Source organism: Mucilaginibacter sp. SG564 (assembly GCF_013149275.1).
Classification (GTDB): Bacteria; Bacteroidota; Bacteroidia; order Sphingobacteriales; family Sphingobacteriaceae; genus Mucilaginibacter.
Genome location: NZ_JABGNA010000003.1, coordinates 271499 through 291352, shown reverse-complemented (window position 1 = coordinate 291352; position 19854 = coordinate 271499). Strand labels below are relative to the sequence as shown.

The 19854-nt window shown below is 44.1% G+C and carries 12 protein-coding genes; 11 read left to right on the top strand and 1 reads right to left on the bottom strand.

The window, feature by feature from the left end; translation table 11 throughout:
* Positions 1–3: 3 nt before the first annotated feature.
* The gene (locus FHW89_RS08725; RefSeq protein ID WP_172334646.1) at positions 4–909 is read right to left on the bottom strand and encodes an AraC family transcriptional regulator; all 906 of its coding nucleotides are present in this window, start codon (positions 907–909) and stop codon (positions 4–6) included.
* Positions 910–1298: 389 nt separating this feature from the next.
* On the opposite strand from FHW89_RS08725, the gene FHW89_RS08720 reads away from it, so the two are divergent.
* From FHW89_RS08720 to FHW89_RS08670, 11 genes are all read left to right on the top strand, one after another.
* The gene (locus FHW89_RS08720) at positions 1299–3518 is read left to right on the top strand and encodes a hypothetical protein (RefSeq protein WP_172334645.1); all 2220 of its coding nucleotides are present in this window, start codon (positions 1299–1301) and stop codon (positions 3516–3518) included.
* A 50-nt stretch (positions 3519–3568) separates the two neighbouring features.
* Positions 3569–4915, top strand: a complete 1347-nt coding sequence (locus FHW89_RS08715) for a sugar porter family MFS transporter (RefSeq protein WP_172334644.1) — start codon at positions 3569–3571, stop codon at positions 4913–4915.
* Between the two features lie 18 nt (positions 4916–4933).
* Positions 4934–8275 (top strand): DUF5107 domain-containing protein, encoded by a 3342-nt coding sequence (locus FHW89_RS08710; protein WP_172334643.1) that lies wholly within the window; start codon positions 4934–4936, stop codon positions 8273–8275.
* A complete protein-coding gene (locus tag FHW89_RS08705) occupies positions 8272–9306 on the top strand; it encodes an aldose epimerase family protein (RefSeq protein ID WP_371742438.1) in 1035 nt (344 codons plus the stop codon). Before FHW89_RS08710 ends, FHW89_RS08705 begins: the two co-directional genes overlap by 4 nt.
* Before the next feature lie 602 nt (positions 9307–9908).
* Entirely contained in the window at positions 9909–13094 is a 3186-nt protein-coding gene (locus FHW89_RS08700; protein WP_371742437.1) for a SusC/RagA family TonB-linked outer membrane protein, read from the top strand.
* A gap of 28 nt (positions 13095–13122) precedes the next feature.
* Positions 13123–15030: a RagB/SusD family nutrient uptake outer membrane protein gene (locus tag FHW89_RS08695; protein WP_172334640.1), complete on the top strand. Its 1908-nt coding sequence runs from the start codon at positions 13123–13125 to the stop codon at positions 15028–15030.
* Positions 15031–15080: 50 nt separating this feature from the next.
* Positions 15081–16325, top strand: a complete 1245-nt coding sequence (locus tag FHW89_RS08690) for a DUF4959 domain-containing protein (RefSeq protein ID WP_172334639.1) — start codon at positions 15081–15083, stop codon at positions 16323–16325.
* A 23-nt stretch (positions 16326–16348) separates the two neighbouring features.
* Positions 16349–17563, top strand: a complete 1215-nt coding sequence (locus tag FHW89_RS08685; protein WP_172334638.1) for a DUF4998 domain-containing protein — start codon at positions 16349–16351, stop codon at positions 17561–17563.
* Between the two features lie 108 nt (positions 17564–17671).
* A complete protein-coding gene (locus tag FHW89_RS08680; protein WP_172334637.1) occupies positions 17672–18532 on the top strand; it encodes an AraC family transcriptional regulator in 861 nt (286 codons plus the stop codon).
* A 62-nt stretch (positions 18533–18594) separates the two neighbouring features.
* The gene (locus FHW89_RS08675; RefSeq protein WP_172334636.1) at positions 18595–19161 is read left to right on the top strand and encodes a DUF417 family protein; all 567 of its coding nucleotides are present in this window, start codon (positions 18595–18597) and stop codon (positions 19159–19161) included.
* Positions 19162–19186: 25 nt separating this feature from the next.
* A complete protein-coding gene (locus FHW89_RS08670; protein WP_172334635.1) occupies positions 19187–19726 on the top strand; it encodes a carboxymuconolactone decarboxylase family protein in 540 nt (179 codons plus the stop codon).
* Positions 19727–19854: the final 128 nt, after the last annotated feature.

Below are 19854 nucleotides of genomic sequence, written 5' to 3'. Positions count from 1 at the left end.
AGGTTATTGTGTTGATTTGATCTTTTTACGATACTCATTAGGCGAACTTCCCATCAGTTTGGTAAACATTCTGGAAAAGTAATACTGATCTTCGATCCCAAGGCTGATCGCTATATTTTTGATAGACATGGCTGTAAATGAAATGTACTGGCAAGCCTTTTGCACTTTGAGCTGGTTGAAATACTCGATAGGGGCATAGCCTGTTTTAGCCCTGAAAAGCGCCGAAAAATGAGAAGTTGATAGGTTGGCAAAGGCCGAAAGATCATCAAGCCTGAGTATTTTACTGATATTATCCTGCATAAAACCGATGGCTTTCTCCACCACATTATCGTCGGTATTTTCTTCCAGGTGATTGAACTTATCTTCATAGATCAGTGATGACAAAAAATGCGAAAATATCATATTCACGTAGCGTAAAGTATCGCCACTATAGCCCTTCTCCAGGTTATAGCAAATATCCTCAAATAGCTTTATCCTGTCTTCATTATAAGATAAATAAGGTTTATAGTTTTCGGAGTTCTGGAGTATCAGGTCGATGATGAATGCCGATATTTCGCCTTTAAAATGGATCCAGTAAATGGTCCATGGTTTATCCATATTAGCGGCATACTTATGCGGCGTATTGGCCGGTATAGCTATAAATTGTGATGGCGAAACCTCTACTTTCTTCTTATTGATCTCCAACCACCCATAACCCTCTGTACAATAAATGATAATATGCTGATTGATACCATTTGGGCGTTCGGCATAATGATGACTGGCCTTTGGGTAATACCCTATATCGGTTATATAGATCTGTTTGGTAACAGGGTCTTTACTTAAAAAGTTGGCGATGATCTTTTTGGGCAGTACAATAAGTTTCTGTCCTTCAAAACCTTCGCGCCGTCTTAACGCTATGCTTTTTGCCATTTTTAGGGGATATGGGTATTATAATTGGTTGGGAATACTGTTTACAACATTAGGTAAAAAAAATAAAATCATCAGAAAATTTTTCATTTTCTGATAGACAATGAAATCGATTGAAAAAGTAACACGTGACTTATGTGCTTGCTGAACATGGTACAAAGCCAAAAAATGCCAATTGGTTGATTAAATGTTTATTTAACAACAAATGCAGATATTGTCGTAAAAAAGTCCATCATTATCGTAACATTAACTATTTTTTAATCTGCTATAATCAGTGAGCTTTACATCGAACCAATTGAACGTATTATCCATATTTATAGCGCCCGCCCCGTCGCATAATAGATAGCAGCATGCCTGTTAATAAGAGATGATATGATTTACCGGTATAAACTATGATGAAAAAATTACTCCACCCGTTCGCTGTTATTGTCTTATTGTTAGCTGGCCATTCAGGATTTGCACAAAAGACAGTTAACGCCTTTGAGATTACCACCAGCCATATTACCATTAAGCTGGATGCCCATACCGGTATGGTGAATTATGTATTTCCCAACGGTATCCGGATGGAAAATACGGTAGGCTACATTAACGATTTAAAATCGGGGATTACCTCAACGGCTGATTTTACCAATCATCAATATACTACTGCCGAAGTTCATGATAACATAGGTACAGGCAGGCAGGTAATTATTACGCACAGCGATCATCAGCATCCATTTGTACTGGAGCAGCGTTTTACCAATTATGAGGGGCATGATTATACGCTGATCAGCCTGACTGCCAAAAATAAGGATGCCAAAGCGGCGCCTTTGGAAACCCGTGATATTAGTGCTATTGCCATTTTACCCAAATACAAAGGCAGGTTGTTTATTCCCGGTACAGAGCCCCGTATACTGGATATGCCCTTTGATAATGACGACTGGACGCCCACGGTAGAAAGAAGCTGGCCCAAAGCGGGATCGCCCAAGGCTACAGGTATTACCTATGAGTTTGCCGCTATTTATGATATGCTGAAAAACTCGGGACTGGTGATAGGCAGTGTAAAGCATGATTTCTGGAAAACAGGCCTGGCCTATCAAACTTCAAACGAGTTAGGTTATGTGGATTCCCTGCGTGTTTTTGGCGGTGCATCTACACCGGATGATCCAAAATTACCCCCTGCTTATGGTGGTAATGATGGCACGCATGATCTGGTGGCGCACGGTACGGCAATAGGCCAGTCGGTAAGTTCGCCTACGATATTTTTATGCGCCAAGGACGACCTGAACCAGGCCTTTAAACAATATGGCGAAGCAAATTCCGCCATCAATGGTAAACAAACCTGGAATGGTTATGCCCCGGTTTACTGGAACAGCTTTGGCGTTGAAGGTGTGTTAGGTTACGAGAAAGTGATGATGCCTCCTGCCGTTGAAAAAATTTCCGATTTTCTGCACACGCTTACTAATTTCAGCAGCTACGCTAAACCAGTGATGAGTATCGACTCTTACGATCAGGGTATTTACTCTACCGAGGTTTTGGCTAACCTGAGTAAATATTTCGCAAAAAACAACCAGCAAATGGGCTTTTATTTTATCCCTTTTGCCATGTGGAACTGGAAGGACGATATCGAAGGGAAAAAGGTCGCCGGCTCAAACTATGCTTTAAAAGACGTATTGCTGCATGATAATGATGGCAAACCCATCATGTATAAAGATGGTAAATGGGGCGCTTACGCGATGGATCCTACACATCCGGCCGTTCGTCTGTATATCATCCAGCAATTGAAAAAAGCCAAAGCCATCAACGCCAAATTCCTGAAGATAGATTTCCTGACCGGGGGGGCATTAGAAAGCACAACCCGCTATAATAAAAATATCCGTACGGGGATGCAGGCTTATGATTATGGCATGAAAACGCTGCGCCACCTGGTTGATTCTATCCTGGGTAAAGATATTTTTATAACCCAGGCCATATCGCCTATGTTCCCGCACCAGTACGCGCACACCCGTTTTATATCAACCGATGTGTATTCGCACTTGCGTGATGACCAGCCGGGCTTTCCGCATTATGGCAGTACCGAGGCTTCGCTGGCCACGGGTTCGCATATGGGCTGGGTACAAGGCACCTTGTTTCCATACACCAACCTGGATGTGAGCATTATGAAAAGCTTCCAGAAAAATCCCGACCTGAACGAGCAGGAGATCAAAGTGCGCTTATACGCCATGATGGTGATGGGCAGTATCCTGGGCGATGGCTCCGATTTCAGGCATCCACTGGCGGCAGCCCGTGCGCAGGCGTTTTTAAACAATAAACAGATAGCGACGTTTTTTAGTCAGCCTAAGGCATTTACACCATTGAAAGCTGCAGATGGCGAAACATTTGATCAGCAGATGTCATTTTACCTGCCGGGTGAAAATACTATGCTCGCCCTGTTTAATTTCGACAAACAGAGGAATTTTGACCAGGTTTTAACCCGCTCGGCTCTGCACCTGGATGCCGGCAAAGCTTATCAGTTTAAGGATATGCTGACGGATGCTGTTGTAGGCGAATTAAAAAAGGGCGATGCTGAATTTAAACTGAATGCAGCACCAGTCGATGCGGTAATGATAAAATTAGTCCCGGTGAAGCAATAGCCCGGTCAAATAACGATATTATACTTAAACCAGTAACACAACCCTAAAAAATGAGCAGTTCAAAAACATTTAACAGCAGTTATATTATCGGGATCTCTTTTATTTCGGCCCTGGGCGGATACCTTTTCGGATTCGACTTTGCCGTGATATCAGGCGCTTTACCATTTCTGCGTACCCAATTCGTGCTCGACCCGGTGTGGGAAGGTTTTTTGACCGGCTCTTTAGCTTTAGGATGTATCATAGGCTGTTTGATTGCCGGTAACCTGGCCGATAAATATGGCCGCAAACCCGGATTGATGGTAGCCGCCTTAATTTTCGCGGTATCATCCATTGGTATCGCGTTTGCGCAAACTTTGACTTATTTTATCATACTGCGTTTTGCCGCGGGCATAGGGGTAGGTATGGCTTCTATGCTTTGCCCTATGTACATAGCCGAAGTTTCGCCGGCCGAAGTGCGTGGACGTAATGTGGCTATAAATCAGCTTACCGTAGTTATCGGTATACTGATCACCAACCTGGTTAACTACTTTTTGGCCGATGCCGGTCATGATGCCTGGCGCTGGATGTTTGGGCTGGGGGCTGTACCCTCGGCGGTGTTCCTCATTGGTGTAACCTGGTTGCCCGAGAGCCCGAGATGGCTCATGAAATCGGGTCAGGTGGCCAAAGCCCAGCAAGTACTCAACAAAATAGGTACAACAGATTTTGCCAATACCACGATGAAAGCCATTGAAAAATCATTGGCAGGCGGCGCGGTAAAACAATCGTACAAAATGGTGTTCGAAAAAGCGATGCGCCCGGCGGTTGTGGTGGGTATTACGCTGGCCGTGTTTCAGCAGTTTTGCGGTATCAATGTGGTGTTTAATTATACCTCCACCATATTCGAATCAGTAGGGGCTAATCTCAATCGTCAGTTGTTGGAAACGGTTTCCATAGGTGTGGTGAACCTGGTATTCACCTTGTTGGCCATATGGCAGGTGGATAAATTAGGCCGTCGTCCGCTGATGCTGGTAGGTTCTTTGGGTTTATCCATATTGTATATTGTGCTGGCCGTGGCATTGCAAAATCACTTCCCGGCGGGGCTGGTATCCATATTTGTGCTGCTGGCTATCAGTACCTATGCCATTTCATTGGCCCCGGTTACCTGGGTACTTATTTCAGAAATTTTTCCGAACAAGATCAGGGGTGTCGCCTCATCGGTCGCTATCGTATCGCTGTGGGGCGCTTACTTTATATTGGTATTTACATTCCCTATCCTGGCTAAAAAGTTAGGCACTTACGGGCCGTTTTACTTGTACGCGGGTATCTGTTTCCTGGGCTTCCTGTTTGTGAAGTCGCGCGTTAAGGAAACCAAAGGCCAAACCCTTGAAGAACTGGAAGAAAATTTAATCAGACATTAATCATAAGAAAAATATATTATGCATCATTCTAATGTATCCGTTTGGGAAGAGAAAGTAGTTATCCCTACGTATAGTGTGGGCAAGCCCGATAAAAACCCGATGTTTTTTGAAAAACGTGTTTACCAGGGCAGCAGCGGTGTGGTATATCCCAACCCGGTGATCGAAAAAATTGCCGACGAGAAAGAAGACAAAAAATACATAGGTTTATTCCTGGAAAACAAATACCTGAAGGTGATGATCCTGCCAGAGCTGGGCGGTCGTATCCAGATGGCTTTTGATAAGATCAAACAACGTCATTTTATCTATTATAACCAGGTGATCAAACCCGCGCTGGTAGGTTTAACCGGTCCGTGGATCTCGGGCGGTATCGAGTTTAACTGGCCACAGCACCACCGCCCAAGTACATTTGATCCGGTTGATTACACCCTGGAAGAACATGCCGATGGCAGCAAAACCGTTTGGGTGAACGAGGTGGAGCGCATGTTCCATACCAAGGGAATGGCTGGCTTTACGCTTCGCCCGGATACAGCTTACATCGAGATCAAGGCCAAACTGTTTAACCGCTCGGCGCTGCCGCAAACTTTCCTGTGGTGGGCAAACCCGGCAGTAAAAGTGAATGATTATTACCAGTCGGTATTCCCGCCTGATGTGAACGCGGTATTTGACCATGGCAAACGCGATGTGTCTGATTTTCCTATCGCTACCGGTACTTATTACAAGGTTGATTATTCGCCGGGTACCGATATATCGATGTATAAAAATATCCCGGTGCCAACCTCGTACATGGCTATCAACTCTGAGTATGATTTTGTGGGTGGGTATGAGCACGATTCACAAGGTGGTTTGCTGCATGTGGCCAATCACCATGTATCGCCCGGTAAAAAACAGTGGACCTGGGGCCACAGCGATTTCGGCCAGGCCTGGGACAGGAACCTGACCGACGAAGACGGCCCGTACATCGAACTGATGACCGGCGTGTTCACCGATAACCAGCCAGATTTTAGCTGGCTGATGCCTTACGAAGAGAAAACTTTTACGCAATACTTTTTACCGTACCGCGAACTGGGTATGGTGAAAAATGCTACCAAAGATATCCTGCTCGCGCTCAGTAAAGATGGCGATAAGGTAACCATCAAGGTACAGGTAACCTCGGCACAAAACGGACTGAATATCAGCCTGAGCTATAAAGGCGAATACTTATTTGCCCAAACGACTGATATCAGCCCGGAGAAAGTGTTTGTACAGGAAGTAGCTGTTAAAAGTGATGTGAATGAGAACGAATTGTTGTTCATCATCACCAACAGCAGCAAACAGGAAGTGCTGCGTTACGAACCGGCAAAAAACAAAAAGAACGAAATGCCTTTACCGGCAAAACCGGCATCGCCTCCGGCCGATGTGGAAAGCGTGGAGCAGTTGTTTTTAACCGCGCAACACCTGGAGCAATATCGCCATGCAACCTATAGCCCTATCCCATATTATGAGGAGGCTTTACGCCGTGAGCCTACCGATGTGCGTAACAATAACGCCCTGGGCAAATGGTATATCCGCAAAGGACAATTTGCTAAAGCCGAACCTTATTTACGCCAGGCGGTTGAAACCAGCATTCAACGCAACCCTAATCCATATGATAGTGAGCCTTATTATAATCTGGGTCTTTGTTTGAAATATTTAGGCAAAGCCGATGAAGCTTATACCGTGTTTTACAAAGCTACCTGGAGCAATGCCTGGAAAGATACTGGCTTTTTCTGCGTAGCACAGATAGATATGGCCCGTGGTGATTATGCTTTGGCGCTGGAACATATAAATCAATCCTTAGACAGAAATGCCAGCAACAGCAAATCATACGTGATCAAGGCGGCGGCTTACCGCAAGCTGAACCAGGTAGACAAAGCACTGGCTACTATTGAAAGCGCATTGGATCGTGATGGCTTTAATCTGGGTGTACTATTTGAAAAAGTACTGGCCTACAGAATAAGCAATAATATAGATAAAATAGAGGAGAGTCTGAACCAGCTGTTAACGCTTTCACGTCACGATGATCAGAATTTTATTGAATACGCTCTCGATTATGCCGCTGCTGGTTTGTATGACGAAGCATCGCAACTGCTGCAACTGGTTGTAAAACCTGCCGAATCAAACCCTATTGTTTATTATACTTTAGGCTGGCTAAGTCACCAAAGTGGCCGTAAGGCTGAGGCTGCCGAGTGGCTGACTAAAGCCGCCAAAGCCGATCCATATTTGTGTTTCCCTAACCGTTTGGATGAGATCGGAATCTTGAAATTAGCTATTGAGCTTAACCCATCGGATGCTAAAGCGCCATACTACCTGGGTAACTTGTTTTATGACAAACGCCAATATGATGATGCGGTAAGCTACTGGGAAAGTTCGGCTAAGTTGGACGATCAGTTTCCCACTGTTTTCCGTAACCTGGCTATTGCCTACTTCAACAAACAAAACAATGAGCAAAAAGCCCTGGAATATTTTGAAAAAGCATTTGCCTTGGATAAAACCGATGCCCGTGTACTCATGGAGCTCGATCAGTTATATAAAAGATTGAACAGATCGCCCGAAGATCGTTTGAAATTCCTGGAAGATAATCTTGCAGTGGCTGATCAGCGTGACGATGTATACCTGGAAAGGGTAACACTGTATAACCTTTTAGGTGATCATGAAACCGCGTTGAATCTGTTGAACACGCGCCAGTTTCATCCATGGGAGGGTGGCGAAGGTAAGGCTTCGGGTCAGTATATATTCAGCCTGGTTGAGCTGGCTAAGCAATATGATGAGGAAGGCCAGTACGAAAAAGTGATCACTTATCTTAATAATGCCAAAACCTATCCGCACAACCTGGGCGAAGGTAAATTGTACGGAACCCAGGAAAACGATATCGACTACTGGTTGGGCTGTGCCTATGAAGCTGCCGGAGATGCTGAACAGGCCCAAAAATACTTTGAGCAGGCCACTATAGGTTTAGACGAGCCATCGGCAGCGGTGTTTTATAACGACCAGCAGCCTGATAAAATCTTTTACCAGGGATTAGCCTGGAAAAAGCTGGGTAAAACCGAGCGGGCTAACAGCATATTTAAGAAGCTGAGCGATTATGGAGCTCTGCATGCGAATGATGAAGTAAAGATCGATTATTTTGCCGTGTCGTTGCCAAACCTGCTTATATTTGATGACGATCTGAATTTGCGGAACCGCATACACACCAGCTTTTTGCAAGGCCTGGGTGCATTAGGATTGAACGAGCTGGATGCTGCACAAAAAATGTTAAGCAACGTGCTGGAGCTTGATGCCACTCATGCCGGAAGCAAGATCCATCTGGATATGGCAAAACAAACTTTAAATATCCAGGAGTGAACAGTACTACCCGAATAACCTGGCAGGGATGGGGGGATCATGCCGGTGAATCCGTATGTCTCTTTAAAATGGAGAATACTCACGGAGCCTATGTGGAATTAACCAATTACGGGGCTACCCTGGTTTCGGTGGTAGTGCCCGATAGGCATGGCGTTAATAGTAACGTGGTTTTGGGTTTCCCATCCCTGCAGGCCTATCTGGATGATGACTGTTATATTGGTTCAACCATAGGCCGTTATGCCAATAGGATAGGAAGGGCTCGTTTTGAGCTTGATGATACTACCTGGCATCTGGATAACAACGATGGTGAAAATACCAATCATGGCGGTAACAATGGCTTTAACAGGCGGGTTTTTAAATATGCAATTACTGCCGAAGGGCTGTTTTTTACCATACAAAGTCCAGACGGAGATGGAGGGTATCCTGGTAATCTTGAACTTACGGTACATTACGTGTGGACGGAGCTTAATGAACTGATCATCAGCTATTATGCGTCGACGGATAAAAGAACGGTGGCTAATTTTACCAATCACGCGTACTTCAATTTGTCAAACGATGGGGCTAAAATATTTGATCATACGCTCACCATTCATGCCGATAGTTTGCTGCAAAACAACGCGGAATACATACCCACCGGTGTTATAGAACCTGTTGGTTACAAGAAATTTTCGTACAACGCTATCAAAAATAAAATGATGGTGAATGATGACCATATTACGGGACTAAATGATTGTTATATATTGGATGAGCAGCCTGGCGCCTATCATAAACGGGCGGCAGAGTTATCAGAAAAAACATCAGGGCGTAAGTTGGAAATATTCACCACCTATCCGGCTATGCTGGTTTATACCGGTGATTATTTACAAAGCAAGCATTTAGGTTATCATCACCAGCCATATAGTCCATTTGACGGTGTATGCCTGGAGTGTCAGTATTATCCGGATAGTCCTAATCATTCCAGCTTTCCTGCAACAGTTTTAAATCCCGGCGATACTTATCATGAAAGTATCATTTATAAATTTGGAATATAACTTCTTAAGGGACTCACCCACAATTTTTTACAGTTGCTTTTTGGTAATCAATAAATAATGGACAAAACCACGCCTGGGTTGTAAATTCATAAAATTGTCCATCTTTTTTGAAAGTTTATCCATTTTTAAATGTGATGCTTCCACTTACATTTACAAAACCAATTGTAAACTAAACCAATTAAGTATGTAAAAAACTGACTACCACACCAGCGGGAAAGCGAGCACCGGCTTGTCCTTTATTCAGGTAATCTATCGGGCCTATATGTCTAAATAATAGGCAATTATTATTAAAAGTTTTGAAACAAAAAAAAGACTTAACAGGATTGCTATTGCCTGTTGGGTTCATCGTAAAACCAATAATGATCAAACGGAAGCCTGAAGTTGTATCCGGTCAAAATATAACCCGGATGCAAAAAACAATCAACCGGTAATTCACCAATTTCCTGCACTATCCGGTGGATAGTACATCCCTATTTGATTAAACCTTGATTAATTAAAATAATTTTTATGAACCCAATTTTATGAAGCAATCTTACATTTTTAGTAAAGCACTTTTTAAAAAGTATGAGCAGCCCGGGCGGTTTTTGATAAGATGTTGCTTGGTGTTTTTAACATTAGCCTTATTTTATAATATTGCCCACGCACAAACGAAAATAACTGTTACCGGTACTGTATCTGATACCGCACATGTGAAGCTACCTGGTGTAACTATCTCTGTGGTGGGTAATTCCAAGGTTGGTACGGTAACTGATGGTAACGGTAGGTTTATCCTTGATGTAGAGGATGGCTCGGTATTGAGGATTTCCTTTGTAGGCTTCAAGGCCCAATCATTTACCGTATCGGCACAAAACAAGATCTTTAATGTGGCGCTTAAAGAGGATAAGCTGCTTGCCGATGAGGTTGTGGTTACGGCCTTTGGTAAAAAGGAACGCAAGGAGGCCCTTGTTGGGTCGGTTACCAGTATTAAACCCAGCGAATTGAAAATTCCGGCGAGTAACCTCACCGCGGCGCTTGCCGGGCAGGCTGCCGGTATTATCGCCTATCAGCGCAGCGGCCAGCCGGGGCAGGATAATGCCTCCTTCTTTGTGCGTGGTGTAACCACTTTCGGTTATAAGCAGGATCCGCTGATATTGATCGATAACGTGGAGCTAACCACTACCGACCTTGCCCGTTTGCAGGTGGATGATATAGCCAGCTTTGTGATATTAAAAGATGCCAGCGCCACCGCGCTTTATGGAGCCAGGGGTGCCAATGGCGTTATCCTGGTAAGTACAAAAGAAGGTAAAGAGGGGCCCGCCAAGATCAACTTCCGCTCGGAGTATTCCTTATCACAATCAACAAGAACGCTTGACCTGGTTGATCCTATCGAGTACATGAACCTGTATAATGAGGCCACCCTCACCCGCGATCCCACATTGCCATTACCCTTTACACAAACCAGAATTAACAATACTCAAAACACCCTTAACGGTGGCGCAGGCAGTAACCCTTATGTGTATCCCGCTGTGGACTGGTTAAAGATGTTGTTTAAAAAGAATGCTACCACTATGCGTAACAACATGAGCGTTAGCGGTGGTTCGGGTTTGGCGAAGTATTATATCACCGGTACTTACAACGTGGATAATGGGGTGTTGAATACCGATATCCGTAATAATAATGATAACAATGTAAAGTTCAGGAATTACCAGTTACGGTCAAACGTAAACATCAACCTCACCAAAACAACCGAAGTTATTGTAAGGTTATGGGGTAACTTTAATGAATATAACGGCCCAATTACTTCCGATGGTTCTTTTGCGTCCGATCTGTACAATGTGGCCATACATACCAGCCCTGTATTATTCCCGGCCTATTATCAGCCAGATGCCGCTAATGCAAACGCGCAGCATATTTTATTTGGTAATGTAGGCGGTGTTGATGGCACCAGCAGTAACAGCATTTTATATAATAACCCATACGCTGCTTTGTTACGCGGCCACAAAAATTCGTCAGAATCACGCATGCAGGCACAACTGGAGCTAAACCAGAACCTGGGTTTTGTAACTGATGGTTTAAAATTCCGGAGTATATTCAGTACCAACAGACACTCTTATTTTGATTCGCAGTTGGCTTATAATCCATTTTATTACAACATAGGTTCCTATGATAAGCAAAGCAATAATTATACCTTAACCTGGCTCAATCCGCAGCCTACAGGCAATAACGTAGCGCAGGAATACCTGTCTTATTCACGCAGTACACCTAATGCCGATACTTTCTTTTATCTGCAAACCGCGCTTGATTATAACAAACAGCTGGGCAGCCATAACATCAATGCCACATTGATTGGTACAGCTCAGCAAACTGTTAACTCCAACGCTATTGATCCCAAAACCAACGCTGTATCCTTACAGTACTCGTTGCCATACCGTAACCTGGGTTTAGCAGGCCGGGCAACCTACGGGTACAAAAGCAAGTATTTTGCCGAGTTTAACTTTGGGTATAATGGTTCTGAGCGATTTTCGGCCAATCACCGTTATGGCTTTTTCCCAACTATCGGCGCTTCATGGGTAATATCCAACGAGTCGTTCTGGAATCCATCATTTATTGACCGGTTAAAGATCCGTGGAAGTTACGGTTTGGTGGGTAATGATGCTATTGGCGCGCAACGTTTCTACTACCTGTCTGATGTGCACTTTAACGAGGGTTACAACTATGCTCAGTTTGGTTTCAACAATTCCTATGAGCGTAAAGGTTTAACTATTGTAAGCTATGATAATAATAATATTACCTGGGAAACCTCAAGACAAACCAACGTTGCGGTGGAGATGACTGTGTTAAAAAACCTGAACATTATTGCTGAGTTTTACAAAAATCACCGCTATAATATTCTGCGGGATAGGTTGGTGCCGGCTACCGAGGGTTTTGAAACATCCATCGCCACCAACTTAGGCCAGGTTGATTCAAAAGGTATCGACTTATCTGCCGATTATAAACAAAGCTTTAGCAATGGTTTATGGGCATCGTTCAGGGGTAACTTTACTTATTCAACCAATAAATACACCTACATAGAAGAGCCTAACTATGCCGAGCCATGGCGCCACTTTATTGGCCAGCCAATTAGTCGCGGTTACGGTTATGTGGCCGAGAGGTTATTTGTTGACGATCAGGAAGCCCGTAACTCGCCAACTCAGAATTTTTCTTCCGCACCACCAAAAGGGGGCGATATCAAATACCGTGATTTGAATGGTGACGGTAAAATTGACAATCTCGACCTTACCTTCCTGGGCTATCCGCAAACGCCCGAAATTGTTTACGGCTTTGGTTTCTCAACAGGCTTTAAAGGATTTGACCTTTCTGCATTCTTCCAGGGGCAGGCCAGGGTTTCCTTCTTTGTTGATCCTAATAGGGTAAGCCCTTTCATACCAAGTCCCGACCAGTACATTTATGGTAACACGCAGGTTCTGAAAGCATTTGCCAATGATCATTGGTCTGAAGAGAACCAGAATTTATACGCTTTGTATCCAAGATTAGGTACCAACCAAACAGTAATAGCCAACAACCTGCAACCCAGCACCTGGTGGCTGCGCGATGCCAGTTTTTTGCGGTTGAAATCATTAGAGATCGGCTATACCCTGCCAACGCGTATAGCAAAGGCCATGAAACTGACCAATTGCCGCATTTATTTTAACGGATTGAACCTGTTTACCTGGAGCCCCTTCAAACTATGGGATCCGGAGCAGGGCGGCAACGGGTTTGCTTACCCCATTCAAAAGGTGTTTAACGTAGGTCTGAATGTGAATTTATAATTACAAACCGATTTAAAAAGAGAACGATATGAGATCATATTATAAATTATTACTGGCAATAACGCTTTGTACAACAGGAGTATCCTGCAAAAAATATCTGGATGTTACCCCGAGTAACGTTGGTACATTGGAGTATGCCTTCAGAAACCGTAACGAAGCCGAAAATTATCTGTTTGCCTGTTATTCAACTATGCAGCAAACCTCAAACGTAATTTATAACGCGGGTTTTACCACTTCTGCCGAAATTGTATATCCTAACAATTTAACGACCAACTTTTTTGACCAGCGGGGCTTCGACCTCATCCGGGGGACACAAAACACCGGCAGCCCCTCATTAAATTACTGGGGAAACAGCAATGGCGGCGCTCCGCTCTTTCAGGCTATCAGGAGGTGTAACATCATGCTGGAGAATATTGATAAGCCCATAGACCTGGGGGCCGATGAAAAAAAACGCTGGATAGCTGAAGTGAAATTCCTGAAAGCTTATTACCACTATTACCTCATCAGGATGTATGGTCCCATGGTGCTGATTAAGGATAGTTATCCTATTGATGCCCCACCCGATACTTTGAAGCGCAAAAGGGCATCGGTTGATGAATCATTTGCTTACGTAGTATCCCTATTAGATCAGGCCATACCCGATCTGCCGCCAAATATTCAAAATCAGGCTCAGGAATTTGGACGTATCACCAAGTTTATAGCCATGAGCGTAAAGGCCGAGGTTTTAACCACAGCTGCAAGTCCGCTGTTTAATGGCAATCCAGATTACCAGGGATTTAAGGATAAGGCAGGTAAAAGCTTGTTTTCTACTTCGTATGATGCCTCTAAATGGCAAAAAGCGGCAGATGCCTGCAAAGCTGCCATAACCGAATGCGAGGCGCAGGGCCTTAAATTGTATACTTTACCACCAACCGGTAATATCAACGTATCTGACGAACTGAAGAAGGTATTAACGCTGCAGCTTACCATTACGGATAAGTGGGAGCAAAACCCGGAGCTGATATGGGCGCTCAACTACACCTTTGGTTACCAGGGTTATGTTATCCCTAAATTAACCAGTGCGGCAGTAGGTATGGCCAATACATACCCCTCAAACTGGGCTGTACCATTGGCCGAGTCGGAGCTGTTTTATACCAACAATGGCGTACCGCTGGTTGAGGATAAGAATTTTGATTATACCAATCGTTTTATACCCCAGGTTGGTGATGATGCTAACAAAGATTATATAGAACAGGGATATGAAACCGCCCGCGAGAATTTTAACCGCGAAAGGAGGTTTTACGCCTCGATAGGTTTTGATGGTGGTATCTGGTTTGGTAACGGGGTTACAGATCAAAGCAAAGCTTATTATGTGCAGGCCCGTGGTATTTTTGGCTTGGCGGGTCCAAAAAGCTTCAACTCAACCAATATAACCGGTATATGGCCCAAAAAATTAGGTAACTATCAAACCGTAATGGATCAATCTTTTACCACGGTTGATTTTCACCTGCCGCTTATTCGCTTATCAGGTTTGTACCTATTATATGCCGAAGCTTTAAATGAAGTACAAGGCCCCACAGCCGAAGTGTATTCCTACATTGATCAGGTGCGTGCGCGGGCAGGCCTAAAAGGCGTGGTGGATTCATGGAACAGTTTCTCGAAGAATCCATCCAAGCCGGGTTCAAAAGATGGTCTGCGCCAGATCATACACCAGGAACGAAGGATAGAGTTGGCTTTTGAAGGTCAGATAGGTTGGGATCTGCGTCGGTGGAAAGAATTACAGGACGTACTAAGCCGCCCCGTGCAAGGCTGGAATATTAATCAGGCTACATCGGCAAATTATTATCGCCCAACCAACGTGATCACGCCGCTTTTTGGCTTACGTGATTATTTATGGCCTATCAGCTCAACAGACCTGGTGGTAAACGAAAACCTTACCCAAAACCCCTACTGGTAGTAGTTGAGACTAAGGCATTATTGATAAATAATTAATATAAAATATAAATTATGAAAAAGATTAATAACGGCAGATCCATAGTATCGATACTTTATGTAGCGGTACTGCTCGTGGTGCTTTTGATCGCCTGTAAAAAGGGGCAGTCAAATATCGAGATCGTATCTAACGACAAAACCAAGCCGGGTGTGGTTACTAATGTAAAAGTAGAGAATCTGAATGGCTCGGCCCGCATAACCTACACCCTGCCCGATTCAAAGAACCTGTTATATGTTCTTGCAACGTATAACATCAATGATAAAGTGGTAAGGCAAACCAAAGCCAGCTATTATACCGATACGGTAATGGTTGATGGTTTTGCCAAAGCTAAAGAGTATACGGTAACGCTGAACGCGGTAAGCCGTGCCAATATCATTTCAGACCCGATAACGGTTAAGGTTAATCCCAAGATACCTAATTATCTGCTCATAAATGATAACCTGGCGATTACCCCTGATTTTGGCGGGGCCAACTTTTATGGTCTTAACCCTAATAAAACACCGGTAGCCATACACATTTTATCATACAATGAAGGCACTAAGGTATATGATGAGCAAGACCCGCAATACCTGAGTAATGATACGGTGAATATATCGGTTCGGGGCTTTTCGGTAAAGAATACCAAATTCGCCGTTTTTACAACCGACAGGTTTGGCAACGTATCGGATACGGTTACCAAAGAACTTACCCCATTGTTTGAAACACAATTAGACAAAAGTAAATTCTTTACGTTTCATTTAGGCACCGACAGCCCGATAGGTTACGGCTGGGAACTTAAATACCTTTTTGATAACAATCTTGGCGATCCGGGATGGCACACCACCAGTGCTCCTTTAAAAATATGCAGTTTTGGTATAGGCCCGCTGGCCAAAATAAGCCGTGTGGTACTATACAACAGGTTGCCCGATATATGGGGTTATCAAAATAGTCGCCAGTTTACTATTTGGGGTTCAACAAAAGATAATCCGGGCGATTATCCATCGTGGCCGGCTACCGTTACCGCTGTAGGTACCGTCATGGGCGATTGGGTAAACCTGGGCAACTTTGTGGTACCATTGCCACCATCGGGCGCACCACCAAACCAGGCTACCGATGCCGATAAAGCTACAGCAGGTGCAAACGGCTTTAGCTTTAATATGCCTAATGTAAGCCAGATGCCGGCTGTAAAATACATACGTTTCCAGTGTACACAAACCTGGGCCGGACTTGATTATGTGAATGCCAAAGAGATCACCCTGTTTGGCGCACCTGTACAGTAAATCGTTAATTAAAACTTAAAGAAATGAAAATAGCATTCAACGTTACTGTTTTCTTGTTCATGTGTTTGGCCATTACAGGTTGCAAAAAATATGATACGGATTATAAGTCGTTTTTAGATAATCATGAGGTAACCTATCCCGGATTAGCCGCCGGATTGAATTATCATTCCGGTAACCTGCGTGCCGTGCTGGTCTGGCACCCAAGTCCCGATCCGAGTATCAGGAGGTATGTGGTTAAGTGGAATAATGGTCTTGATTCCCTGCTGCTTAACGCTACCAGTCATAACCCGGGCGATTCCGTTGTAGTGAATATACCTAACTTGCAGGAGTATGTATATAGCTTTCATATTATCGCGTATGATAAGGATAATAACCCATCCATCGGTCAGGACATCAATAATGTAAGGGTATATGGCCCCACATACCAGTCGACACTTTTAAACAGGGCGTATAATGCCGCCAACCCCTATGTTACGCATAGTGATGGTTCTGTTACCCTCAACTTTAACAAGGCCGATACGGGAAATGTGGCTACCACGGTAAGATATACCAATAAATTAGGAACCACGACGGAACGCTCCTTTGTGGCCGATAGCAACTCCATAACCCTGTCTGATTATAAGTATGGCACAGATGTAACATACCGGTCGTCATATAAACCGGTAAAAGATGCTGTAGATACATTTAATGCCCTGAGCTATGATAAATTCCCGACGATTATCGGGACTATTGAAATGGATAAGAGCCTATTTAAGGCTGTTTATTTACCAACAGATGTAGGCACGGCCTATGGGTGGGTGCTTCCATTCTTGTGGGATAACAGCACCAATGAGCCGGGCTTCCACACGCCGGGTACCGACTTCCCGATCTGGTTCACTATTGATCTGGGGCAATCGGCAACCCTCACACAGTTAAAGCTATGGCAAAGGATGTCGGCCTTGTATGATGTAGGAAATGCTAAACGCTTTGAAATATGGGGAACCAACAGCACGCCCGACCCATCTGGCAGCTTTAACGGCTGGACCCAATTGGCCAGCTTTACTTCCTATAAACCTTCGGGCCTACCTCGCGGGCAAAATTCAGATGAGGATAAAGCATTTGCTGCCGCCGGCGAACCGTTCAACTTCCCAGCAAATGGTCCAGAGGTAAGGTACATCAGGTTCAAGATCCTGGAAACATGGGGTGGAACCAATTATTTCCACGCTATTGAAATATCGGTCACTAAACAATTGAAATAGTCAGTAATCTTAAAAAGGGGAGCAGTTGTTATTAATTGCTCCCTTTTTTATTGGTGCAGATGCACCAAAAGAGCCGCTCAATAGCTACTTTTGGCGTAACATAAATTAATGCAAGAAGTATTTTCAAGATCGGGCGAGTACCTGATCGGACTAAAAAACGCGGATACCGATCTGTTGAGCTCTCCGGCTCAGTTTTCGGAATACACCATCCTTTTTATCCCCGAAGGTGAGGGTGTTTACCATGCCGATTTTGGCTCTTTTAACTATGCCGGTCCTATACTGCTGTTTGCAACCCCGCTGCAGGTTATTTACCTTAAACATCAAAAGCTGGCGCCGCTAACCATGCTGCAGTTTCACGGCGATTTTTATTGTATCGAATACCATCGCGAAGAAGTGGCTTGTAACGGCCTGCTGTTCAATAATGTTTATATACAGCCTTGTGTTAAGCTAAACCTTGATGATGCCCGTGTATTCGAGCAATTGTTAACCGAAGTGGATAAGGAATTTGGGCAGGATTCGCCTTCCGAGATCGTACTCAGGGCTTACCTGCAGCTGTTCCTGGCCAAGTCAAGCTCCATTAAAATAAAACTGATCGACAATCATCAGGACCGTAAAGAAAAGGATGAGCAGATGGAGCAATTCAGCCGCCTGTTGAATCAGCATTTTCTGACGCTGCATAAGCCTAATGATTACGCGCAATTGCTGGCCATGTCGCCCAATACTTTCAGCAAGCGGTGTATGCGATATTTCAAAAAAACACCCTCGCAACTGATACAGGAGCGCTTGATCCTCGAAGCTAAAAAACAACTCCATCTTACCCGGCAAAGCATCAAGGAAATTGCCTATAATTTAAAATTTCAGGACGAGTTTTATTTTAGTCGTGTTTTTAAAAAAGTGACCAAAGTTTCGCCCCAAACCTTCCGCGATAAAACCGGCATCTCCATAGTGGCAGATTTGTCCAAGCAATAGCCACATTCGTCCATGTTGCAGGATGGTTAACTGATGTAGTTTTGACTAAACAAAATCACATCATGAAAACTTCCATCATCAACAACATTGCCAACCTCGACCAATTCGGTAAAAAGGTTATCCGTTTTGGCATCATAGTCGTATTTCTTTGGATAGGCGGCCTCAAGTTTTTTACTTATGAAGCCGATGGGATCGTACCCTTTGTGGCCAACAGCCCCTTCATGTCATTTTTCTACAATCATCCAACTGAATATAAACACCATCAAAACAAGGAAGGTGAACTGATCATCGCTAATCATCAATGGAATACCGAAAATAACACCTATGGTTTTTCAAAAGGTTTGGGTGTTTTCCTGGTAACACTGGCGGTATTGGTAGCCTTATATAAAGTAGCGCCGCTGCCCAGCATGGTAGCCAGCCTGCTTATTGCCATACTTACGCTGGGCACGCTTTCCTTTTTGATAACCACGCCCGAGAGCTGGGTGCCACACCTTACCGATGAGCAGTGGGGATTTCCGTATCTTTCTGGTCGTGGCCGTCTGGTGCTTAAAGATCTGGTTATCCTGGGTGGCGCCATCATCACCATGAGCGAATCGGCAAGAGTTTATCTTCGTCAAAAATCTAAATAATAATTCAACCTGTAAATTTAATATCATGAAAACAATACCAGTGCCCACCAGAGACCAGGTAAGCGAAGGCTCACAAGTTATATTTGATCAGTTTCAGAAACGTATAGGCCGTATGCCCAACCTGTATGCTACCATGGGTTATTCAGAGCACGCATTAAAAGGTTTTGTGGACTTTGATGCCGAATTGAGCCATGGCGTACTTCGCGCCAAAGAAAGGGAGGCCATCGCGCTCATCGTATCCGAAATAAACGGCTGTGCCTACTGTTTGGCAGGGCATACTTTGGCCGCTATAAAAAATGGATTTACTAAGGAAGAAACCCTGGATATCAGAAGGGGTAAAACCAACGACGAAAAGCTGAATGCTTTATTGCAATTGGCCCAATCCATAACCATCAATAAAGGCCATGCCGATCCGCAGGTGTTGGAAAACTTTTTCGCTGCTGGTTATAACGAAGCCGCTGTAATGGAACTGATAGGTTTAGTTACCGTACGCATATTTACCAATTATGTATTTGCCTTAACGGATATCCCTGTTGATTTTCCGTTGGCCGATCCATTAAACTAATTTTTTCAGTGTGTGATGTTTGAGGAGCAGCGCAACGGCTTGGGAAGTCCCAACGGCTATACCAGGCGGAGTTTTATAAAGCAAGCCGTTGCCACCTGCTTTTACAGCGTTGTACCATTTAAAAATAT